Origin of the sequence: Pedobacter sp. (assembly GCF_041645105.1) — a bacterium.
Lineage (GTDB): Bacteria > Bacteroidota > Bacteroidia > Sphingobacteriales > Sphingobacteriaceae > Pedobacter.
In genome coordinates, this window is record NZ_JBAZQQ010000004.1 from 213,618 (window position 1) to 237,462 (window position 23,845).

Here is a 23,845-nt window from a genome sequence, read left to right on the forward strand (position 1 = left end):
ACCTTTAATCGTAGTTAAAAGTCATGCAAATTAAGAATTTTTTGCTATTAGGTATGCTATGTACCTATGTAATTTTTACAAAAGCTCAAAGTCCGGCTGCTTCCATCAGTGGAAATCTAAAAAGCAGCTCAGGGGAACCAATTACAGCCGCCACAGTTAAACTCCAGGATTCTAAATATGGAGCCGTTTCTGATCAAAATGGGAATTATGAAATCAGGAATGTAAAACCAGGAACTTATATTATACTGGTTAATGCAGTTGGTTATAAGCTGCAAAAAAAGGAGGTTAAACTCCTTCATGCTGACCATGGTCCCGTAAATTTTAAGCTTACAGAAAGCATTCAGCAAATGGAAGCGGTAAGCGTTTTAGGTCGTACCAAAGCCCAAGAAGTAAACAGGCAGGCTTTTAATGTCACTGCAATTGATGCCACTAAACTATATAACACAACGCTGGACATCTCCAGTGCCCTGGATCGGGTTGCTGGTGTGCGTGTGCGTGAAACGGGTGGTGTTGGTTCTAGTGTCAACATCTCTTTAAACGGCTTCTCGGGTAACCATATTCGTTATTTTATTGATGGGATCCCAATGGACAACTTTGGATCTTCTTTTCAGATCAATAACATTCCAATCAATGTTGCTGAACGAGTAGAGGTTTACAAAGGGGTGGTACCCATGTGGTTGGGGTCTGATGCTTTGGGCGGCGCTGTTAATATTGTTACTGGCAATAAACATAGAAATTATATAGATGCCTCTTATTCTTTTGGCTCATTTAACACTCATAGGACTGTTCTCAATGCAGCTACAACTTCGAAATCAGGTTTTACTGTTCAGCTAAGTGCATTTCAAAACTACTCGGATAATAATTATAAAGTGAAATTGCTCTCGCGGCTCACGAATGTGGAAGGTCCTGAAGTTTCATTGCCCAGATTTCATGATACTTATCACAACGAGACTTTAATTGCTAATGTTGGGGTAATCAATAAATCATTTGCTGATAACTTATTGTTCGGAATCACTCTGGGGCAAAATTATAAAGAAATGCAAAGTGGCGCTCGTCCTGATGAAGTATTTGGTGCTTTTCACAGACGTGGACATATTGTGATGCCCTCATTGAAATATAAAAAAACAAATCTTATTGAAGGGCTGGACGTGACAATTAACGCCAATTACAACCTTGGATTTGAAAGAAATATAGATACTGCGCGCGCCAGTTACAATTGGTATGGAATCCGCAGTCCTAAGTCGACTTATGGCGAACGTTCCCATACCGATTCTAAATATTATAATCATAATGGGCTGGCCACAACTATGGTCAGCTATAAGATAAGCGAAAAACATTCAGTAGCGGTAAACAACGTTTTCTCAACTTTTAATCGCGAGACCAAGGATTTACTGATTCCTGCAAATGATGCCTTTGATCCAGCCAAAACAATGGATAAAAATGTATTGGGTTTTGGTTACAGTTATGCTATTGAAAATAAACTGAGCGCTAGTCTTTTTGGAAAATATATCTATCAGAACAATATTATTGAAAGTAAAAATGTAAATAATGTTACCCAAAAAGTGGGTTATGGGCTTGCGATAGCTTATTATTTCAATCCCAATTTGCAACTAAGAACTTCTTATGAACTGACAAACCGGATGCCGGAAGCGACTGAAATATTTGGCGATTTAGATAACATGGATGCAAATCCGGCATTGAAACCGGAGCAGAGTGATAATTTCAATTTTGGAATGATCTATGGATTTGAGTTCAATAAAATCCACCGCTTTTCTGTAACAGCTAATGGGGTGTACCGATATTCTGCCGATTTTATTTACAACAAACTAAATACCCTAAGCAAATTTCAGGGTAAAACCATTGCAGACAATAGGGAAGGCGTAAGTACAATTGGTATAGACGGAGAAATAAGGTATTCCTATAAGAACTGGCTATCTGTCGGTACAACTGTTACCTATCAATACTTGCAAAATCTGCAGAAATATGAGGACGGCTATAATTCAGTAAGTGATGTATATCTAGATCAGATGCCTAACATTCCTTATCTGTTTGGTAACCTTGATTTAAGTGGTTCATTCAGAAATCTCGGAAGAAAAGGTAACCACCTTACGGTAGGATACAATCTATTGTACGTTAATCAATTTTGGTTATACTGGCCAAGTTTAGGTGCCAGCAATCTAGAACATAAGAATGGAATCCCAACTCAACTGTCTCATGATGTTAATCTGGTTTATAGTATGAAGAGTGGTCGTTACAACATCTCTTTTGAAGCGAAAAACTTAAGTGACAAACCGATGTATGACAACTTTAGTCTGCAAAAACCAGGACGAGGCTTCTACTTAAACCTCAGATACTTCTTTAATAAGAATCAACAATAATATATAAACAATTAATAATAATTTTCATGAAAACAATGATTACTAAAGCAGTTTCGGTATTGATGTTCGTTGCAATACTATCGTCCTGTAAAAAAAACAACAAGGAAAATGTTCCCGAAAATCCCGGAAACTTTGTGTTGGCAGTTACTCCCGCAGCAGTTACAGGAGTGGCAGATTATTTGGTTACGGCAAGTAGCCTAGATGAGGGTAAAGTATCCATCATCGGTAATGGAGTTGAACAAGATGGCACTTACCGCTATTACGTAACTTCTGGTTCAAAATTCTTTAGCATGCTTTACGGTCGCGGTAACCCCGGTGCCGTTACGGTTTATGATGTTAAAGATGGTAAGCTTAATAAACTGAGTGACTTTACAGCAGCGACAGTTCATGCTTTCGCTACTGTAAATAAGGATATTTTAATGGTTAAAGTGCCAAGAGCTTATGCTGCAACTGGTCCTACCTTGGCAAATTGGTATATTGTAAGTACAGAAAGCAATAGGCAAACTACCGAGGGCACATTGGATGCTGTTACTCCCTCTCAAAACGGAGAGATAGCTCATTTTAGTTGGATTAAACAAGTAGGTAATAAAGTTTTTGCGCCATTCTTCAGCATAAAAAACAACGGCTTTGAAACCGACTATCCTGATTTCGCTGGTATAGCAGTTTATGCTTATCCTTCAATGCAGTATGAAAAAACAATTAGGGACACGAGAACCAGCTTTATCGGAAGATACTTTACGGATGGTTTAGCTGTTGTAGAAAATGGAGATACTTATGCTTTCTCTTCTTCAGTGGCCCAAAAAGGTGGAGTGCTAACTTCTACTAAACCGTCTTCCATTAGCCGTATCAAGGCTGGTACAACAGAATTTGACTTGGATTACCTGATCAATTTTGAAACAGCCTCTGCTGGTAATGTTATAACAGACTGGCTATATCTGGGTCAAAATAAATTTGTAGTGCATATGGAGCCAAAAGCATCAAAAGGTGCATATAATGTAGGCAAAACCCTGGGTATTCTGGATGTTGCCAATCAGACTGTAACCAAGGTGACGGGTTTCCCGATTGCAGCTGATATTGTAGATGTGACAGCAAATAACTATAGTCCGAGGGATGGTAGAACAGGTTATGTTGGGGTGAACTTAATTGACGGCACTACCTGGGTTTATAAAATCGATGCTAGTACAGCCACAGCTACAAAAGGACTTAAAGTTGAAGGAGGATTGATCACAGCCATTCAGCACCTGAAATAACCCCTTCTAATTTCAAAACACTATTCAAAACACAAAATACAATTAAAGCAATGACTGGAAATAAAAACATGCCCCAGAAAAAGAAAATCAAGGATTCGCTTTTTATAAGAATCAACAAATGGCTCCATTTATGGTTAGGACTTGTTTCTGGTGTCATTGTTTTAATTGTATGTTTAACTGGCTGTATATGGGTATTCAATGAAGAGATCAATGGACTACTAGAGCCGGAAACAAAAGTTGAAAAGCAGGATAAGCCTGTGCTTACACCTTCGCAACTTTCAGCAATTGCAAATCAATTGTATCCTGATAAGATACCTTCTTATGCCAATTATCAGCAAGGACGTACTATCAATCTGAACTTAAAAAACAAAGTAGAAAAAGAAGGAAAAGGAGCTGGGCGAAGAGGGGGAGGAATACAGCTCAAAATTAATCCCTATACAGGTGAAGTTATAAAAACAGTTGTGCGTAAAAAGGGTGAGACTGATTTTTTTCGATTCATTCTCAATGGCCACAGGTTTTTATGGCTTCCTTATGAAATTGGTAGACCCATCGTCAACTATGGTACAATGGTCTTTGTTATTTTGTTAATCACAGGTATGATCTGGTGGTATCCAAAAAAATGGAACAAATCGACTACTGAAAAGAGTTTCAAAATTAAATGGGGAGCTTCATTTAAACGTGTTAACCTCGATCTGCATAATGTATTAGGCTTTTATTCATTGCTGTTTTTGCTGGCCATTGCACTCACAGGAATGGTTTATGGTATCAAGTGGTATAGTGAGAGTCTATACTGGGTTACCTCAGGAGGTGATAAACTGACTGAGTTTAGACGAATGGAATCTGATTCCTTACAAGCTAATAAACATTATACGCTAAGGCAGGCAATGGATTTGGGATGGAACAAGGTGATTACCAGTCATCCCAGGTCTCAGGGATTTTATTATAACTTCCCTGATACCTCTAAAGTTAAAGCAACTATAGATATTACTGTATATCCAAATACTGGACAGTTTTATAACAGCAAAGGATATACTTTTGATCAGCATACATTGGCTGAATTAAAATCCGACAATGTCTATTCAAGAGATTACGAGGGAGCCACAATCGGTACTAAACTCAGAAAGATGAATTACGACATACATGTCGGTAGTATTTTAGGATTCCCAGGTAAAGTTATGGCCTTTCTGGCTTCTTTGATCGGGGCTAGCCTACCAATCACTGGTTTCCTGGTATGGTATGGCCGTAAATTTAAAAAGAAGAAAACAAAACCTCTTCATCAAAAAACATTAGAAATTAAAGAACCAATATTAAAACATAAAATTATGAAAAATGTCATTACAATAATTGTAGGTATGCTACTCAGCTTTACTACAACACAAATTTTTGCACATGCGCTGTGGATTGAAACAGCTAACTCTGGAAAAATAGGTCAGCCACAATCTGTTAAAGTATTTTATGGTGAATATGCAACTAATGAACGCGATAGCGTAGCTAATTGGTATTCTGACGTAAATGAATTTTCAATTTGGCTCATCGGTCCAGACCAAAAGAAATCGCAGTTAAAACTAATTTCCCAAACAAGTCATTTTGAGGGAAGTTTTACGCCAAATCAGAATGGTGCTTACACAATTATAGTTAGTCATGAGGCCAAAGAGTTGGGAGGGACTACAAAGTATCATTTTCTTTCAAGTGCAGATGTAATGGTAGGGAAGGTATTGCCTGCAATAAAGCAAAACCCAAATATATTGAAACTACATACAGACAGTCTTTCATCTGCAAAGGTTAATAAGGTATTTCAATTGAAAGTTTTTGCAAATGATACTGCTTCAAAAGGAAAGATAGTATCTGTTTCTTCTCCCAATGGTTGGACAAAAGAGCTGACCACTGACGAAAATGGCTTGATAGAGTTTACCCCATTATGGGCTGGCCGATATGTGGTAGAAGTAACTGATATGGACAGGACTCCTGGTCAGCATCACGGTAAAGATTTTAAAGCTACCTGGAAAGGTGCAACCTATAGTTTCGAAATTAATTAATATTTCATTATCCCTTACAAATCAACCGACATAGAAATGGATTAAAATGTCGGTTGATAATGTCATTAAGTAATTTAATCTTCTATTTGAGTTAATGCAACTCCCTCAAATAGAATACCTGACCATCCATTTGCCATAAATTGTCTGATGTTTTGATGATCAGTAGCTTCGGGTGTATTCAATACATCTTGATAATGTTCCGCAAATAAAAGTAAAGTGTCGGATGCTGTAAGTCTATTGAGCTGAGCAAAAGTAAACACTTTGGCACTCCCCTGATTTTTTGTGGCTTCGTTGTAAGTCTCGCCATTTTTAAATGCTGTCGGTGTATGCGTGTAACTGCTTTCAATAAAAGCCAGTACATCTGCAAATTTAATCTTTTGTTGCTTTAGGTCTTTTAGTAAGGTGCTGATCTGTTCTTGCATTTTATGTTGATGGGCTTGAGCTACAAACTTATTATTATTTAAGAAATTAATACTACTGAAAACTCATAAACTAGCTAAAAGTTATTGTTATTATATTTGTGATGCATAAGCTAAGAGTTACATGTGATATATGAGTAGTAAAATCAGTACCGAAATAGAGCATGAAGGAAAGGAGTCTTTTCACAAAGACCATGAAAGCCTTTTGCGGTATTTTTTTGATTTACACCATAAATCTTTACGTTATTTTGCTAAAGGATTCGTAAGTAATGATGCTGAAGCAGAAGATATTGTAGCTTCCTGCTTTGTTAAATTATGGCAATTTAGAGAACAGTATTCAGACCCGACTAAAATTAAAGCCTTTCTTTATATCAGTTGCCGAAATGCTTGTTTGGATTACTTAAAGAAAAATAAGAGACGTAAAGGCTGGCAGGATGAATATTTAAGGCAGCTTGAAGGTGATGATGAAAGGATACTTCAAAGAGCGGCAGAATCTGCTTACCTGGATATCATTAATAGAGAAATAGAAGAACTACCCGAAAAATGTGCTGAAGTGTTTAAATTGCTTTATTTTGAACATAAAACAACAGATGAAATTGCAAATCAGTTAAATATTTCTGTTAAAACGGTTCGCAATCATAAAGCTAGAGCAGTTAAGCAGCTGCGGTACACATTTGTTGAGAAAGGATTACCTGATGCTATGATGCTTGCCGTTATCTTATTCCTTAATGGTAAATAAATTTTATTTTATTCCTCTGAAAATCATCTGTTTATTTATATTTTATGTTTTTGTTGATCAAAAAAATGATTTTCGACTAGGCGTTTGGAAGAAACGTCGTTTTAATGTTTTATAAGAGCTTAAATGATTAGTATTTAAGTTCTCTCAGTAGAGGTAATTATAAAACATACTGGAATGTTTGAACATGAATTTGATATAGCTTTACTTTTCTCCGCTCATGTTAAAGGAGAACTGGATGCCCAAGGACAGAAACAACTTGACGCCTGGCTTAATGCAAGCCAAGGTAACAGAGAATTGTTTGATAGTCTAATGCATCATGAGAAATTGAAAAAGAAACTGATCAGTTTTAATGAAGGCAATTCAGAAATAATATGGGACAAAACATTGCAAGGCCTGGTAGCTTTAAAAATTCAAGAGGATCATCGAGATAATCGGAATGTATTTACCGCAAAAAATCAGACAATCAAACTTTGGAAGAGAATAAGTATAGCAGTCTCCATTATAATTGCATTGAGTGCAGGAGGATATTTTTTCATTAACAGCCTAAATTATTTTGATTCAGATCAGCAGATTGTATTGAAGATTAATGACAATGCTCCTGGACGTAATAAAGCAACATTAACCCTTGCCAATGGTAAGGCAATTGCGCTTAGTGATGCTAAAACAGGCCTTGTAGTTGGAGCAACAGATTTAACCTATAATGATGGTAGTTATATAGATGTTAAACAGGATAACCAATTATTAACGGCTTCAACACCTCGTGGAGGTACTTACCAAATTACTTTATCAGATGGTACTCGTGTATGGTTAAATGCAGATAGTAAATTGATTTTTCCATCAAAGTTTAATACTTCACAACGAAAGGTTCAGTTAGTAGGAGAAGCTTATTTTGAAGTAGCAAAAGTAATGGTTAAAGATAGTAGAATGCCATTTATAGTTGTTACTGATCAACAGGAAATTTCTGTTTTGGGTACTCATTTTAATCTTAATAGCTATAAGGATGAAGGTGTTGTGAAGACTACATTGCTTGAAGGTAGTGTGAAAGTATCATTACTTTCATCTTCCGGGAAAGCTAGAGAAATGGGCAGCGTTACCCTACGTCCGGGACAGGAGGCTATCTTAAACAAGAATTCTGAATTAAAAATAACAGAAGCTGATGTAGAACAGGCTACAGCATGGAAAAATGGCTTGTTCTATTTTAAAGATGCTGATTTAAAAACTATTTTACGCACATTTTCGCGTTGGTATAACATTGATGTAGAGTATACCGGCTCACTAAGTGATCAGAAATTTTCAGGAAAACTGTATAGAAATGTGAATGCTTATCAAGCATTGGAAGTCCTAAAGTTATTAGGATTGGAGTTCATTCTGGAAAAAAAGAATCAACAAACACCACAAAAGATCATTATTAAACCTTAAACAAACCAACGAAGTATGATTAAAAATTAACCTGAAATTTTACTGAAGGGAAACGGAAAAATTACGGAGGTGTTACTAGCACCTCCGCATAAAATCTGGGCCGCCCAATTAAAGGGTATTAAAACAATTCAACTAAACCATTTCTTTATTCACCCAAACATTACAAAAGTAATGAAATTAAACTTTATAAGCGGAGCTATGCCTGATGCATGGTTCCCGGAAAAACTATTAAGAGTTATGAAACTTACCACCTTGATGTTAGTTATAGCATTAATGCAGGCGAGTGCTGCAGGGTATAGTCAGAAGGTTTCCTTATCGGAACGGAATGTGCCTATCGAAAATGTCTTTAAGCAAATTGAAAAGCAAACTGGTTACGTATTCCTTTACGAAAATGGAATATATAGGCAGCGTATGAGTATCAATGTGAAAAATGTGAGCATTGAAGAGGTGCTGAGCAATCATTTTAAAACACTCCCATTAACATTCAATATTGTCAACGGCAACAATATTGTAGTCAAAAAGAAATCAGAATCACTAACTGATAAGGTACTGCAACTGTTTAATCAGAAAAATCCGGTTAAAGGAAAGGTTACTGATGAAACAGGCAGAGCTGTTCCCGGTGCTACCATTTTAAATAAAACAACAGGTAAGGGGACAATTTCTGAGGGTTCTGGGGCTTACAGTATAGATGCTGATAAGGGCGATTTGCTGGTATTTAGCTATATCGGATACCAACAGAAGAAAATCTATGTTGCAGAGCAAACAACGGTTAATGTTTCTCTGGAACCAGAAACCTCAAGTTTGGATCAGGTGGTAGTTGTGGGTTATGGTAGCACAAAGAAAAAGGATCTGACAGGATCTGTGTCAATTGTTAATGCTGCTGATTTAAAAGATGCTCCTTTTGCAACTATTGATAATGCGCTGGCTGGAAAAGCTACCGGAGTTCAGGTAACTAAAGCTGATGGTTCGCCAGGTGGGGCTGTGCGAATCAGGATACGAGGTTCAAGTTCTTTGCTTGGTGGAAATGACCCTCTGTACATTATTGATGGCGTACCTGTTCAGGTATCGAACAGCTTTATCAATCCCGGATTTGATGTTGGCAGTCCTATTGGTAATGAGATCAATGGGATGGGAAGTATGAATGCAGGTTTATCAACGGCATTTACTAATGGACTAAATAGTTTGGGCGGATTAAATGTCGAGGATATAGAATCGATAAGTATCCTTAAGGATGCATCTTCTACCGCAATCTATGGTTCAAAAGCTGCTAATGGTGTGGTTATGATTACCACAAAAAGAGGAAAAAAAGATATGAAACCTCAGATTTCGGCTAATTATTATTCCACAGTTACAACACCAAAATTACCTGAATTATTAAATGCTGATCAGTACAAAATGTTGCTTACAGAATCTGCTCAAAATTTAATGATTGAAGCAGATCCGAATGAAGACTATATCCCGGAAAATATTGACGTTATTTTAAATCATTCAAATACCTTCTTTGGTAATGCGAATACAGACTGGCTGAAGGAGGTTACACGCAATACTGTTTCTCACAATGCCGACCTTTCTGTACAGGGTGGTGGTGCAGCTTCCAAGTATTTCAGTTCTATTTCGTATAATCAAACACCTGGTGTAGTAAAATCAACAAACTATCAGCGTATTGCGGGTAAGTTGAATTTAGAGAATGAGATCGGTAGCAGGTTCCGGTTTATCACAAATTTGAATTTAGGCTATACCGACCAGAATATTGGCGATGGTGCTTATGGACAAGCATTAAGGGCACGTCCGGATTTGGCACCCTATGACGAAAATGGTATGCCAACCAGTTTTGTTGGACAGGGTGGTGAGGACTACCAGGGTTTTCAAAACCCCGTGGGATTGTTGCAGGCAACAAACAATGCCAAGACTTTTAGTATGTTGGGCTCACTATCAGCATTATACGATATTACTAAAGACTTACAGTTTAAAAGTACGGTATCAATGAATATGCAGGCTTATAACCAGCGTATTTATATGCCTAGTTTTATCCAGACAGGAACCTATTTTGGTACACCTACAGAAATGTCGGGGATTGGGAGCAACTCAAATAGCAGAATGACCAATTGGTTTTTGGAAAATACACTTACCTATACTAAAAGTATAGCAGACATTCACGATATCAATATTTTGGCAGGTACATCTTATGAAACCAGAAAAAATAGCTTCTTTAGTGCTACAGCCTCAGGTTATCCTAATGATCATTCGCTAAATAACCTTTCTTCTGCTATAACACCTTTGTTTATTCGTGGCGATGAGCCTACCGGGCCACAGAGTTATTTATTGTCATTTTATTTGCGCGCAAATTATACCCTAATGGATAAATATCTGTTTACTTTCACAGGTAGGACAGATGGTTCTTCAAAGTTTGGCCCTAACAATAAATTTGGATATTTCCCTTCGGCAGCTTTGGGATGGAGAATATCCAAAGAGAATTTCCTGAAAGAGGTAAAATGGATAGATGACCTTAAAATAAGGGGGAGTTATGGACTTACAGGAAGCCAGAACATTGGCGATCAGATGTACCGGACTTTGTATAGCCCTAAGGCATATGCTGGGGCGAATGCTTTAATCCCAACTCAGCTTGGTAATGAAAATATTAAATGGGAAAGTACAACGTCTACGGATCTGGGATTAGATGTCTCATTGTTTAACAATAGGCTACAAGTTACGGCTGATTATTATGATAAGAGAACCATTGGTGCATTACTATATCTACCGGTTCCATCAAGTAGTTCTTATGCTTTCTTACTAAGCAATGCTGCAGATCTTAAAAACCAGGGTTTTGAGTTTTCTTTGCAGGGTGACATTATAAGAAGTAAAGATTTTAAGTGGAATGCTTCATTTAACGTTACCTGGAATAAGACCATAGTTACTAGATTGGATCCAAAAGCTAATTTGGGGCAGTCGGGAAGTATGACTGGCCTGGAATGGCAGAATACGAGGATTGCAGAAGGAATGCCTCTAGGAATGATTCTTGGCTATACCCATACCGGGATCATTAAAACACAGGAACAACTGGATGCTTATAAAAAAGAACTAGGTCCGGGTAATACAGTATTTTATCCATTTTTAAATATTGGTGATCCAATGTACAAGTTGGACTATGAAACCTTCAAATCAAGTAAATCTGCAATTGCTGATGCAAAAACTATTATTGCAAATGCTGCACCTAAATATTATGGTGGCTTTACACAAGGTTTTGGTTACAAAAACCTGGACCTTCAATTGTTCTTCACATTTTCTCAAGGGGGCAAATTGTTATGGGGTGATCACATCAGTAGCAGACAGTTTAATGGCACCTCAAATTCGCATGCGCTGATGTTAGACCGATACCATCCAGGAAATACGGAGACTAACCGTGAACGATTGGTGTTGGAAGGTAACATGCCTATGCCATCATCTATTGATGTTTTCAGTTCTTCTTATATAAAATTAAGGACTTTAAATATGAATTATAGGTTTAACCAGACAAGGTGGATGCAACGTGCAGGATTGCAGAATACTTCAGTTTTTCTTTCTGCAACTAACCTGTTTACCATCACTAAATATCCTGGAAATGATCCAGAGACAACCAATGACACATTTAGTGTAGGCGGGGGATATTTTGATGTAAGCAATTATCCGGTGGTACGTACATTTTCACTAGGATTTAAACTTGGTTTTTAACATAAGATATTGAGATGAAATATATACAAATCAAATTATTACTACTGTTATTGTTAACATGTACATTTTTTTCATGTGAAAAACAATTGAATGTTTTTCCTACAAATAAGTTAGTAGATGGCAATGTAATCATTGACCTTAAAAGTGCTGAGACAGTATTAAATGGTGTCTATTACGCTTTTGCAAATGTAGGCTTGGATTACGCTAGCTTAGAGTCTGTTAAATGGATTTCAGTAAATGAAATTTTGCCATCAGAGCTTTCCGGTACTTTGGCTTATTCTTATGGTCAGGACGGATTCATGAATATGGCTTATCGTAATGCCAGTCCCGTGCTTGTAAGTAAATGGAAGTATGGTTACAACATAGTTAATGCGGCCAATGGTTTTCTAAAGAATGTAGGACCAGTAAACAATATCCCTTCAGAGCGGAAAGCACAAATGATTGCTGAAGCTAAGTTTTTGCGTGCTTTTGCAAATGCTGATCTGCTCCTTTATTTTGGCCATTATTATGATGTAAATAGCAAGTATGGAATTATATTAAGAGATGAGTTTGTTTCTGCCGATAATGTAAAGCTACCTAGAAGTACCGTTGCGGCTACATACAATTCAATACTTAAAGATTTGGACGAGGCTATTGCTGCTTTGCCACCTTTAAATAGCCAAATCCATTATGCGAATGTTTGGGTAGCAAAAATGCTTAAGGCCAGGGTACTGATTAACAGAGGGGCGCCAGAAGATTACAATCAGGTAATCAGTTTAACTGAAGATATTATTAATAATAGTTCTTTTAAGCTTGAAGCGAATTTAAAAGACTTATTTCAAGTAAAAGGTTTTAAAAGTGAGGAAGTTATGTTGTCAGTACAACCTTTCCCTAATGACAATTGGAAATATTACTTGAATAATACAAGTGTAGATTATTATGTTACTCCTGCTTTAAAAAATTTGTTGGCTAATGATCCAAGAAAGACCTGGATGTATAAAGATGCTGCAAATATAAATGGGATCTTACCTTCTGTAACCAAGTATTATTCTGGACCGGCAATTAAGCCTGTAAAAACGCCCTTGGTATGTAACAGTTATGCTTTCCGATTAACCGAAGCGTACTTAACACAGGCAGAGGCTATTGCTTTATCAAGTGCGGACCTAAGCTTAGCTAAGACGCGTTTAAAGAAAGTATTATTGTGTGCAGGAATAACTGATTTTGCTGATGTGGATGGGGTAACCAGCCCAGAGGCTATGCAATTATTAGTAGTGCAGGAAGTGTGCAAAAATTTCCTGCAAGAAAGTGGCTTGGATTGGTTTGCCTTGCGCAGACTTCCTCTTGCTACCTTAAAAACATTAAGACCAAGTGTCAAATCTGTTTATTCGCTGACGCTTCCTATTCCTATAGTTGAAATTAATGCGAATGGTTTAATTGAACCAAATCCTGTGGATTAATTTATTTTTATGATCAATATGAATATTATGAGTAAATCACTTTATATGTTATTTTTTGTTTTGACAACGGCTTTAGGTGCTGTTGCACAAAACACTGCTCCAGAAAAAAAGGTTTTTTTTAAAGGAAGAGCTGCAAGTAGATACAATGGTCAATATGTTTATCTATTTTCCAATGCACCAACGACAGTTCGAGACAGTGCCAAAATTATAAATGGAACTTTTACTTTTTCACGAATTTTTAAGGAACCTGGTATTTATAACTTTTACAGTGGATATGAAAAAAAGACAAAGGGAGATTATACTGTGCTAACGGTTCCTTTTGATCGTCCTTCGAAGATTGAGATAAAGGCAAATTTAGAGCGTTTCGACAATTCAGAGGTGAAAGGGAGTAAAGACTTCTTTATTTTTAATGCTTTTGTAAAGGCTACTGAACCTGTTTATGAAAAGTTGATAAATGACCTGTCTGCTAAATACGGAAAGGCTTATCTCTATGATATGAAACGCGATACTACGCAGCAAAAGTTTAAAGATATGATCTCTGAGTACAATAAGGGGAAAGCTGCTTATAATTTGTTATTGAAAGAACAAGCCATTAAGACTTTAAATGAGTATCCGAACTCTTTTTCAGCCATATTGATCCTTCAGAATTATGCGGATAACCTGGATCTGGAAGTATTGGAAAGATTGTATCAGAAGGTTTCTCCGGCGGTAATGGATAATTTTTTTGGTCGTAATTTACTAAGCCAGTTAAATGGGCGTAAGCAATCTGCAGTTGGTAATTTTGTAGAAGATTTTACTTTAAATGATCCTAAAGATCAACCGCTGAAATTTTCTTCATTAAGGAAAAAATATGTACTGATTGATTTCTGGGGTAGCTGGTGTGGCCCTTGTCACATTGCGTTTAAGGATTTGAGATTGTTGTATGCCAAGTATCGCGATAAGGAGTTTGAAATTTTAGGTATCGCTACAGAAAATAGTAAGCAAGCCTGGATTAAGGATCTTGAAAAAGAAAAGTTACCTTGGTTACAGGTGATTGATTTGCAGGGTAACAAAAGTGTATCTCTTAACCAGTTTGCTATTGCGAAATATCCGACCACTGTTTTGGTTGATCCTAATGGAAAAATTATTGGTAGGGATTTAAGTGTGAAGGCGCTTGAGGCTATTTTGGATAAATTGTAGTTTTCATACTATTGATTATATTGCGTTTTTGGGGGTAATATTATTGCCCCCAAAAGTAATTGCGATAAAATAAGAAATCAATGTTAAAGGAACTTGACTCTTACTATCTGAACAAAGATGAACCTAACAGAAGCTGTTTGTTAGCGTTACGCAGTATTATACTTGAGCAGGACACAAATATTACTGAAACACAGAAGTGGGGGATGCCTTGTTTCTGCTACAAGAAAAAAATGTTTTGTTATTTATGGACTGATAAAAAAACAGATCATCCATATATTCTAATGGTAGAAGGAAAATACCTTGATTATCCAGAATTGGAAAAAGGAGACCGTTCCAGAATGAAGATTTTTAGGGTTAATCCAAACAGAGACTTGCCTGTAATGACTATTGAAAGCATTTTGCAAAAAGCATTGGACTTATATAGGAAGGGGATTATAGTAATTAAGGGATAACTCCTACTTTCTAAAGCGAAAATTTCTGGCATTAATCATTTATTAGACATTTATTAATGTTGCTTTTTAAGTTTGAGCCATCATGAATAACCAAATTAACCAAATGAAAAGATTAACGTTAGGAGCAGATATAGGTGGTTCTCACATAACTGCTGCCCTGATAGACCTTGAAGAAAAGACGGAAGTAAAAAATACCTGGTCTAGAAATAGAATTCAATCGGACGGGAGTGCGGAAGATATTATCAATGCCTGGGCACAAACACTTGAAAAATCGGCTCAAGGCTGTGATCTTAAAAACTTAACTATCAATATTGCAATGCCAGGTCCTATGGATTACAGAAATGGAATATGTAAGATCAAGGATCAAGGGAAGTATAAAGCACTTTATGGATTAAATATTAAACAATTGCTAGCGAATCGCCTGGGCATATTGCCATCTCGTATCAACTTTATGAATGATGCAGCGTGTTTTTTAAAGGGGGAAGTTTTTAGTGGCACAATGGCAGGTTATGATCATGCAATAGGTTTAACACTAGGTACAGGTCTGGGAACTTCATATTTCGCTAATGGTAAAGTTAAGGATGCTGGTTTGTGGAATATGCCATTTTTAAATGGAATTGCAGAGGACTACATCTCAACAAGATGGTTTGTTTCGCGATTTGCTGAACTGAGTGGAAGCTCGATTAAAGATGTTAAAGATTTAATCGAAAACCATAAAGAATCTGTTCATTTCAAGACAATATTCTCAGAATTTAGTGTTAACCTGGCTATAGTGATCCATAAATTCATTCGAAAAAGAATGCCTATAGCAGCTGTCCTTGGTGGCAATATTGCCAATGCTGAGGAGTATTTTATTGAAGATACAAGAAAGCATCTTGCAAAAATTATGGGTTATAGTTTCCCGGTTAAAAAGTCTGTCTTAGGTGAAAAGGCAGCATTAATAGGTGCGGGTTCAGTCTACTATAATTAGGCCCTACTTAATTTTACATATCTGTGTTAATGTATGCATATATGTATTATATTCGTATCCCTGATTATGAAAGCCAAATATTTATTATCAATTCTCTCTGTTTTTTTTATCCTTTGCTGTAACAAAAGCTTTTCGCAAACTTACGGCCTGGGCTTTTATAGCCATGAGGTTATTCAGGATCAGCGAACAGGTTTGGATTTAAGTCCAGGGAAAACACTTTGCTTTAATTCCAGTTTTGAACTGTCTTTTGACCTCACTTTTATGCCGGGGAAAGAAGATTATTTTGGATATATACTAAGATTCGTAAATAGTAATAATGGGAATATTGATCTGATCTATGATAAGAGTCCTGAGATAGAAAATCATTTTAAACTAATCATAGGAGATAAATTTTCAAAAATTACTTTTAACATTCCTTCTGATGTTCTATTTCGTGCATGGAATACGGTTAAATTCAAATTTGATTATGAAAAGCAACTGCTTCATTTATCCTATGGGAAGTTTTCATCGGTAGCTAATTTGTCCCTTAAGAAAGGCGATTGCTTCAAAATCCTATTCGGTGCTAACGAATACAAGGGCTTTAAAACGACTGACGTACCACCAATGAAAATCAGAAATGTGAAAATTTCTGAAGAGGGAAGCCTTAAATATTCCTGGCTATTAGATGATTATGAGGGGGTAGTGGCAACTGAACAGATAGATAGCAAAAATGCATCTGTGGTTAATCCGCTGTGGATAAAGGAACTTCATCATGAATGGCAATTGCTTCAAAACATTACTGTTAAAGGACCTGCAAGTGTGGCATTTGATGCGAAGAATGAAATTTTAAACATCATTGGAATAGATTCTTTATACAAGTATTATGTGAAGTCCGAGAAACTGGGGCGTGTTAATTATTTGTCTGGTAGTCAGAGCCTTTTAAGGGGAAACCAGTCTTTGTTTGATGATAAAAACGATCGGTTACTCAATTTTTACATTGATCAGAAAATAGTAAGTACTTTCGATACTGTTCAAAAAAAGTGGAGTAAGAATTTTAGTACTAACACACCGATTACTGACTTTTGGCAGTATAATAAGTTTTATTCTAGTGTAGATTCATCTTTGTACTTCTTTGGTGGATATGGGCACTTCTTTTATAAGAACCAAATTCAGCGATTTCACTTCCCTACGGGAACCTGGGAGACCATACAACTGACTGGTGATCGTTTTATTCCGAGATATCTGGCCGCACTTGGAAAAACCAAGGATGGAGCCTACATTCTTGGAGGATACGGCAGTTCTACAGGCCAGCAAATGTTAAATCCAAGGAACTTGTATGACTTGCTTTACTTTGATGTGAAGACAAAGTCTATGAAGAAAATTTATGAGCTTAATGTAGAGGGGGAGCATTTTGCATTTGCTAATTCTTTAGTAATTAATAAGAAGGCTGATACGTATTATGCTTTAACTTTTCCAAAGCATAAATTTAAATCGCATTTGCAGCTCATACAGGGGTCATTCTTAAAACCAGAGTATAAATTCGTTGGTAGTCCGATTCCTTACCGCTTTCATGATATCAATTCATTTGCTGACCTCTTCTATTGCACAGTAAGTAAAAGGTTTATTGCTGTTACTTTGTTCAGAGATGAAAATGATCGTACAAATATTCAGATCTATTCATTATATGGACCTCCAATTGATACGGTTGCAAAGCAGTCTGTAAAGAGTGGTAATAATGTTTATATTATTATTTCAATAATTATACTGACAACATTTATAGCTGCATGGTTCTTTTATAAAAGAAGAAAGAAAAGCCTTTCTTTAGCTGGCATCTCCAGAGAAAGTACTAAAGAATCTATAGCTGCTGTTTCAACGCCCCTCGTTTCAACTGAATCTAATCCTGTGGTTCCCGATACTGTAAAACCTATTGCTGTAAAGAAAGTAGCAGATGAATATAAGTCTTCAATTTTTTTATTTGGTGATATGCAGGTATTCGATAAACAAGGGCAGGAAATCACCAAACTGTTTACCCCATTGATCAAAGAGCTTTTTCTGGTGATCTTATTGTATACCATCAGGTGGGAGCGTGGCATTAGTTCTGAAAAATTAAAAGAATTATTGTGGTTTGATAAGTCTGAAGATAGTGCAAGGAATAACCGTTCTGTTAACATTGCAAAATTGAAAAGTATCCTGGAAAAGATAGACCATTGTATGGTGTCAAAAGATACAGGATACTGGAAAATCAACTGTGATTTCGAAAGTGTTTATGTAGATTATCAGCAGTATTACGAGATCATAAAAGATAAGAAGAAATTGAATAAAGAAAAGGTGTCTGAGTTAGCTGAAATTATTAAGCGTGGATCCTTTTTGCCAAATACCAGTTATGAGTGGATGGATCAGTTTAAGGCTGAAGTCTCAAATGAAATCATTGATACCTATCTTCATTTTGCGCAGTCAATTGCCATCTCCGATGATCCTGAATTATTAATTGAATTGGCAGGATATATCTTTTATTTCGACTCAATAAATGAAGAGGCAATGGCTATACAATGTAAAGCACTTGCTCATTTAGGAAAGCATTCTCAAGCTAAAAATACCTACGAAAATTTCTGTAAGGAATACAAGCTATTGTACGGGGATGACTTCGATAAAAGTTTTAATGATGTTTTATTGGGATAACTTATCTTTCAAACAAAGAGACCCTATTTAAATAATTCTTGTTTTTTTCTGTTATTGTTGAATTAATTAGCTTAATCCGTCAAAAAAAGCTTTTTATTAATGATTTATTATGGAATAATTAATCGTTGGTACGTAATCTTGGTAAAACTAAGAGATAAACTAAAATAAGAACCGGAATCTAACCAAGTAGAATTTTAAGTATGAACTTTATTTATTGTACTGCAGTTGCAACATTAATCTTTGCAAACTGCAGTTTTGCTCAAACAACGAAAAAGAAGAATGTTCCAGTTAAGAAAGTCACTTCTGTAGTTACCTCTGCAGAGGATATTCAAAATGGGAAAGCTCTTATACAGAAGTCTGATTGTATGGCCTGCCATAAGACTGATGTAAAGCTGGTTGGCCCCGGTTTCGTTCAGATCGCAAAAAAGTATCCGGCAATCGAAGCCAACTATACTTTATTGGCAGATAAAATCATAAACGGAGGAACAGGAGTATGGGGACAGATTCCAATGGCAGCTCATTCAACATTATCTAAGCCTGATGCAAAAAAGATGGTGAAATACATACTATCTCTAAAATAAGAATAACCACACACATGAAACAAAGTAAGAAGCTTGTATTGAGTATTTTGACATTGTCAATGCTTATTTATACATGTAAGGTATCTAAGCAAGTCGTAAAGCGTGATGCTAATGGGAACATTATTGTAAATACAAATCCATCACCGGCTTATTTAACTCCTCAGGAGAGCTTAAAAACAATGCAGTTACCAAAAGGGTATCGCTTAGAGTTAGTAGCAAATGAACCAATGATTCACGAACCTGTGGCCATAACATGGGATGGTAACGGTAGAATGTATGTTGCAGAGATGAATACTTATATGCAAGATGCTGATGGGACAGGTGAAATGAAAGCTGTAAGTACGGTTAAGATGCTTGAAGATACCAATGGTGACGGTAAAATGGATAAGTCTACAGTGTTTATTGACAAATTGCTTTTACCAAGAATGATCCTTGCTCTTGATGATAGAATTTTGGTGAATGAGACCAACTCAAATCATATTTATAGTTATCGCGATACAAATGGAGATGGTAAAGCTGATGAAAAGAAAATGGTTTATAGGAATGATGTAGTCAGCACCAGCAATTTAGAGCATCAGAAAAGTGGATTGATATGGAACCTGGACAATAAAATTTATGTAACTGTAGAAAATAAGCGCTATTACTATGAAGATGGTATGCTTAAAGAAGAGTATCTACATGAAGGGCCAGGAGGACAATGGGGACTGACCAGCGATAATTATGGAAGATTATTCTTTTCTGCAGCAGGTGCAGAGGTTCCAGCACTTAACTTCCAGCAAAACCCTTCTTATGGAAGATTTGATTTTAATGATCAATATGATAATGAGTTTAAAGCGGTTTGGCCAATTATTTCTACACCCGATGTTCAAGGTGGTCCAAGAAGGTTAAGGGCTGATAGTACACTTAATCATTTCACTGCTTGTACTGGACAATCTGTATTTAGAGGTACAACATTACCCGCTGATGTTCAGGGAGACCTTTTTATTTGCGAACCTGTTGGGCGTTTGATCAGACGTGCTAAAGTGACCAATACAGATGGAAAAATAACCTTAACTAATGCTTACAATAAGGAAGAATTTATCGCATCGACAGATATGAATTTTAGACCTGTTAATAGTGTAACAGGGCCAGATGGATGTTTGTATATCGTAGATATGTATCGTGGAATAATACAGGAGGGGAATTGGACTAAAAAAGGAAGTTATCTGCGCGATCAGATTGATGAAAAGAAATTTGATAAGAATATTGGCCGTGGTCGAATTTACAGGGTGGTATATGATGGCATAAAACCCGATAAAAATAAACCAAAGATGTTAGATCAGACTTCTGATAAGTTAGTCCCTTATCTGGCTCATGCCAATGGTTGGTGGAGAGATAATGCACAAAAACTGATTGTTGTGCGTGGAGATAAATCAGTAGCTCCGGCATTAAAAGCAATGGCACTAAATAAGGGGACCACACAGCTTGGTCGTATACATGCTTTATGGACATTGCAAGGATTAAAAGCCTTAGATAATGAAACACTTCTTCAAGCATTTCGTGATCAGGATGCCGAAGTTCGTAAAACAGCTGTTTGGATAGCAGATGATGCAGTTAAAAAGGGAAATGACCAATTGATCAGCGCAATGGACTTCCTTAAAGATGATCCAAGTGCCGACGTTCGTTTTCAATTGGCATTGACGATGAGATTTAGTAAGGCTGAGAAAGCACAGGGAATGATCAATTACATGATTCAAAAGTACCCTAAAAACAAAATGCTGGTCGAATCGCATAAAAACTTTGAGCATAAAAATAATGAGCGTGCTTTGGCAGCAAAAAAAGCTGCAACACTTAAAGAAGAAGATCAAAAATTTCTACTTAAGGGAGCCGCGATTTATAAACAACTCTGTGCAATTTGTCATGGTGCCGATGGAAAAGGTGTAACCATAGGAGGAAGTGATATGCCAGCACCACCTTTGGCAGGTGTAAAGGATGTTAATGGAGATCCGGAAAAACTTATAAAAATCCTTCTTCACGGATTGACCGGGCCAATTGATGGAAAAACCTATGCAGATGCAATGCCTGCCCTGGGTGCTAATGATGACGAATATATTGCTTCTGTAATTAGCTATATCAGAAATGATATGGGGAACAAAGGATCTATCGTAAAACCTGCAGATGTGAAAAAGGTGAGAGATGAGCATAAGGGCAGAGATAAAAATTGGACCACTCAAGAATTGCTGAACACAAAAAAATAAACTAATAAACATATTTTATACAACGATGGCCGCTGAAAAGAGGCCAAATGGGAGCGTATTATATAAAAAAAATAGTCAACACAATAAACATTAAGCCGATAATATGATAACAAATACTTTTCTATTAAATATTAGAAAATCGTTGATTCCAATTCTGATTCTAGCTTCCAGTGGATTGGCTAATGCACAGGAACAATCAAATATGGGAGCGGGTAATTTAAAGTACATTGATCCTTTGATTGGAAACGTAGGACATCTTTTACAACCCACACGTCCAACTGTGCAATTACCTAATCAAATGATCAGAATGTTTCCTCAAAGAAAGGATTATATGGATGATCAGATCTCAAGTTTTCCCTTGAATGTTGTTTCACACCGTCTGGGTCAGGTATTTGCATTGAAACCTTCCACACAGAATTTGGAAGCTGCAAGTTGGAAGAAGAGAATGACTTACGATTACGATCTTGAGGTTAACCGCCCATGGTTTTACAGCACCAATTTAATTGAGGATGAAGTTAAAGTTGCTTTTACTCCTGGAAAAAAGACTGGATATTATAAGTTTCAATTCCCTTTAAAGGGTAGTAAAGCATTACTTCTCGAAAACTATAATCAGGGTTTAAATGAGTTTAACTTTATTTCAGCTACAGAAATTACTGGTGTAGAAATCTATCATGGGAATATTAAAGTATTTATGTACGGTGTTTTTAGTGATGGAGCTACAGTTGGTACCATACAAGACAACAAACTTTCTACAAATCGAAAAGTTACCGGAAAAGATGCCAGAGCGTGGATCCGTTTTCCTGAGAATACTACTGGTAGCGTTGAATTTAAATATGCCATATCTTATGTAAGCGCAGAGCAAGCAAGGAAGAATTATCAAAATGAATTGAAAAATACAAGTTTTGTTCAGCAGGTAACGATTGCTGAAGCTGCCTGGGCAAAAGTTATGAATCAGATTAAAACTACTGGTGCAACAGAGGCTCAGCGCCGATCATTTTATACGGCCTTGTACCGCTGTTATGAACGTATGGTTGATATTACTGAAGACGGCCAGTATTTTAGTGGTTTTGACAACAAAATACACAAAACAAACCGTCCGTTTTATGTGGACGATTGGGCTTGGGATACCTATCTGGCACATCATCCATTACGTATAATTCTGGATCCTGCACAAGAAGAGGATATGTTACAATCATATGTGAAGATGTATGAGCAAAGTGGATGGATGCCGACTTTTCCAGTGCTTTTTGGAGATCATGCTTGTATGAATGGTTTTCATTCTACCGTGAGTTTTTTAGATGCACATAGGAAAGGCTTAAAGAATTTCGACCTGGCAAAGGCTTATGAAGGCTCAGCTAAGAATGCCAACGAGGCAACAATGATTCCCTGGAGAAATGGTCCGAAAACTGAATTAGATGATATTTACCATAGTAAAGGCTTTTTTCCTGCATTACATAAAGGAGAAAAAGAATATGTAGAAACAGTAGATAAATTTGAAAAACGTCAGGCAGTAGCAGTTACCTTAGGTCATAGTTATGATGATTGGGCATTGGGAGAACTTGCTAAGGATTTGGGTAAAGATCATGATTATAAAAAGTTCAATCAGAGAGGTTATAACTATAAGAATTTATGGAGCAATGAGGCACAATTATTTATGCCGAAAGATAGGAATGGTGATTGGATTAAAATTGATCCGAAGTTTGATGGTGGAATGGGAGGAAGAGATTATTATGATGAAAATAATGGCTGGACTTATATGTGGCAGGTACAACATGATGTTCCTGGTTTGATGAATTTGATGGGCGGCTCAAAGGCTTTTGAAAATAGACTTGATCAGCTTTTCCGTGAGTCTTTAGGCAGAAGTCAATATGAATTTCAAGGTACTTTCCCAGATGCAACAGGTTTAGTCGGACAATTCTCTATGGGGAATGAACCAAGTTTCCATATCCCGTACTTGTATAACTATACATCTTCTCCATGGAAAACTCAAAGACGTATCCGCTTCTTATTGGATACGTGGTTTAAAGATAATGTATTTGGCATTCCAGGTGACGAAGATGGTGGAGGAATGACGGCATTTGTAGTTTTCTCTGCTATGGGATTTTATCCGGTAACACCAGGGATTCCGGTTTATACAATTGGTAGTCCTGTATTTGAAAAAGTAGCTATTGATTTACCAAATGGTAAAACCTTCCAGGTTATTGCAAATAAAAGCTCAGTTCAAAATAAATACATTCAAAGTGCAAAGTTTAATGGTAAGGTTTTAGATACTCCCTGGTTTACTCATCAGGAATTAGTTGCAGGAGGTAAGCTGGAGCTTGAAATGGGGCCCTTACCAAATAAAGCCTGGGGAATGGGACAGAATACAAATATTTCCAAGTAA

Annotated in this window: 15 protein-coding genes; 14 read left to right on the forward strand and 1 reads right to left on the reverse strand. The window is 36.7% G+C overall.

The features are described from left to right. Nucleotides 1-23 precede the first annotated feature (23 nt). The 3 genes from WC623_RS14330 to WC623_RS14340 are packed head-to-tail and all read left to right on the forward strand — an operon-like array spanning nucleotide 24 to nucleotide 5,664. Nucleotides 24-2,378 carry a TonB-dependent receptor plug domain-containing protein gene (locus tag WC623_RS14330; RefSeq protein WP_372852192.1) on the forward strand — a complete coding sequence of 785 codons (2,355 nt, stop codon included), beginning with the start codon at nucleotides 24-26 and terminating at the stop codon, nucleotides 2,376-2,378. A 26-nt stretch (nucleotides 2,379-2,404) separates the two neighbouring features. Then, the gene (locus WC623_RS14335; RefSeq protein ID WP_372852194.1) at nucleotides 2,405-3,628 is read left to right on the forward strand and encodes a DUF4374 domain-containing protein; all 1,224 of its coding nucleotides are present in this window, start codon (nucleotides 2,405-2,407) and stop codon (nucleotides 3,626-3,628) included. 50 nt (nucleotides 3,629-3,678) lie between these two features. Next, entirely contained in the window at nucleotides 3,679-5,664 is a 1,986-nt protein-coding gene (locus WC623_RS14340; RefSeq protein WP_372852196.1) for a PepSY domain-containing protein, read from the forward strand. A gap of 74 nt (nucleotides 5,665-5,738) precedes the next feature. On the opposite strand, the gene WC623_RS14345 is transcribed toward WC623_RS14340, so the two are convergent. Next, nucleotides 5,739-6,086: a HopJ type III effector protein gene (locus tag WC623_RS14345; protein ID WP_372852198.1), complete on the reverse strand. Its 348-nt coding sequence runs from the start codon at nucleotides 6,084-6,086 to the stop codon at nucleotides 5,739-5,741. Nucleotides 6,087-6,216: 130 nt separating this feature from the next. Between WC623_RS14345 and WC623_RS14350 the strand changes: the two genes are divergently transcribed. The 11 genes from WC623_RS14350 (at nucleotide 6,217) to WC623_RS14400 (ending at nucleotide 23,845) form a co-directional block, all read left to right on the forward strand. After that, a complete protein-coding gene (locus WC623_RS14350; protein ID WP_372852200.1) occupies nucleotides 6,217-6,822 on the forward strand; it encodes an RNA polymerase sigma factor in 606 nt (201 codons plus the stop codon). A gap of 174 nt (nucleotides 6,823-6,996) precedes the next feature. Continuing rightward, the gene (locus tag WC623_RS14355; RefSeq protein ID WP_372852202.1) at nucleotides 6,997-8,241 is read left to right on the forward strand and encodes a FecR family protein; all 1,245 of its coding nucleotides are present in this window, start codon (nucleotides 6,997-6,999) and stop codon (nucleotides 8,239-8,241) included. A 171-nt stretch (nucleotides 8,242-8,412) separates the two neighbouring features. Continuing rightward, nucleotides 8,413-11,949, forward strand: a complete 3,537-nt coding sequence (locus tag WC623_RS14360; RefSeq protein ID WP_372852204.1) for a SusC/RagA family TonB-linked outer membrane protein — start codon at nucleotides 8,413-8,415, stop codon at nucleotides 11,947-11,949. Nucleotides 11,950-11,963: 14 nt separating this feature from the next. After that, nucleotides 11,964-13,385 carry a RagB/SusD family nutrient uptake outer membrane protein gene (locus tag WC623_RS14365; protein WP_372852206.1) on the forward strand — a complete coding sequence of 474 codons (1,422 nt, stop codon included), beginning with the start codon at nucleotides 11,964-11,966 and terminating at the stop codon, nucleotides 13,383-13,385. Between the two features lie 27 nt (nucleotides 13,386-13,412). Then, nucleotides 13,413-14,564, forward strand: coding sequence for a redoxin domain-containing protein (locus tag WC623_RS14370; RefSeq protein ID WP_372852208.1), 1,152 nt, complete (start codon nucleotides 13,413-13,415; stop codon nucleotides 14,562-14,564). A gap of 80 nt (nucleotides 14,565-14,644) precedes the next feature. Then, on the forward strand, nucleotides 14,645-15,016 hold the full coding sequence (locus WC623_RS14375; protein WP_349785665.1) for a DUF1801 domain-containing protein: 372 nt from the start codon (nucleotides 14,645-14,647) through the stop codon (nucleotides 15,014-15,016). Nucleotides 15,017-15,119: 103 nt separating this feature from the next. Further along, nucleotides 15,120-15,986: an ROK family protein gene (locus tag WC623_RS14380; protein ID WP_372852210.1), complete on the forward strand. Its 867-nt coding sequence runs from the start codon at nucleotides 15,120-15,122 to the stop codon at nucleotides 15,984-15,986. Nucleotides 15,987-16,052: 66 nt separating this feature from the next. Then, nucleotides 16,053-18,644, forward strand: coding sequence for a galactose oxidase (locus WC623_RS14385; RefSeq protein WP_372852212.1), 2,592 nt, complete (start codon nucleotides 16,053-16,055; stop codon nucleotides 18,642-18,644). A gap of 200 nt (nucleotides 18,645-18,844) precedes the next feature. After that, nucleotides 18,845-19,225, forward strand: coding sequence for a c-type cytochrome (locus WC623_RS14390; protein WP_372852214.1), 381 nt, complete (start codon nucleotides 18,845-18,847; stop codon nucleotides 19,223-19,225). A gap of 14 nt (nucleotides 19,226-19,239) precedes the next feature. Next, nucleotides 19,240-21,462 carry a c-type cytochrome gene (locus tag WC623_RS14395; RefSeq protein ID WP_372852216.1) on the forward strand — a complete coding sequence of 741 codons (2,223 nt, stop codon included), beginning with the start codon at nucleotides 19,240-19,242 and terminating at the stop codon, nucleotides 21,460-21,462. A gap of 103 nt (nucleotides 21,463-21,565) precedes the next feature. After that, nucleotides 21,566-23,845 carry a GH92 family glycosyl hydrolase gene (locus tag WC623_RS14400; RefSeq protein ID WP_372852218.1) on the forward strand — a complete coding sequence of 760 codons (2,280 nt, stop codon included), beginning with the start codon at nucleotides 21,566-21,568 and terminating at the stop codon, nucleotides 23,843-23,845.

Coding starts and splice junctions, on each gene's coding strand:
- WC623_RS14350 (WP_372852200.1), top strand. CDS start 6,217: ATGAGTAGTAAAATCAGTACCGAAATAGAGCATGAAGGAAAGGAGTCT.
- WC623_RS14345 (WP_372852198.1), bottom strand. CDS start 6,086: ATGCAAGAACAGATCAGCACCTTACTAAAAGACCTAAAGCAACAAAAG.
- WC623_RS14330 (WP_372852192.1), top strand. CDS start 24: ATGCAAATTAAGAATTTTTTGCTATTAGGTATGCTATGTACCTATGTA.
- WC623_RS14370 (WP_372852208.1), top strand. CDS start 13,413: ATGAGTAAATCACTTTATATGTTATTTTTTGTTTTGACAACGGCTTTA.
- WC623_RS14385 (WP_372852212.1), top strand. CDS start 16,053: ATGAAAGCCAAATATTTATTATCAATTCTCTCTGTTTTTTTTATCCTT.
- WC623_RS14365 (WP_372852206.1), top strand. CDS start 11,964: ATGAAATATATACAAATCAAATTATTACTACTGTTATTGTTAACATGT.
- WC623_RS14395 (WP_372852216.1), top strand. CDS start 19,240: ATGAAACAAAGTAAGAAGCTTGTATTGAGTATTTTGACATTGTCAATG.
- WC623_RS14360 (WP_372852204.1), top strand. CDS start 8,413: ATGAAATTAAACTTTATAAGCGGAGCTATGCCTGATGCATGGTTCCCG.
- WC623_RS14375 (WP_349785665.1), top strand. CDS start 14,645: ATGTTAAAGGAACTTGACTCTTACTATCTGAACAAAGATGAACCTAAC.
- WC623_RS14335 (WP_372852194.1), top strand. CDS start 2,405: ATGAAAACAATGATTACTAAAGCAGTTTCGGTATTGATGTTCGTTGCA.
- WC623_RS14380 (WP_372852210.1), top strand. CDS start 15,120: ATGAAAAGATTAACGTTAGGAGCAGATATAGGTGGTTCTCACATAACT.
- WC623_RS14355 (WP_372852202.1), top strand. CDS start 6,997: ATGTTTGAACATGAATTTGATATAGCTTTACTTTTCTCCGCTCATGTT.
- WC623_RS14340 (WP_372852196.1), top strand. CDS start 3,679: ATGACTGGAAATAAAAACATGCCCCAGAAAAAGAAAATCAAGGATTCG.
- WC623_RS14400 (WP_372852218.1), top strand. CDS start 21,566: ATGATAACAAATACTTTTCTATTAAATATTAGAAAATCGTTGATTCCA.
- WC623_RS14390 (WP_372852214.1), top strand. CDS start 18,845: ATGAACTTTATTTATTGTACTGCAGTTGCAACATTAATCTTTGCAAAC.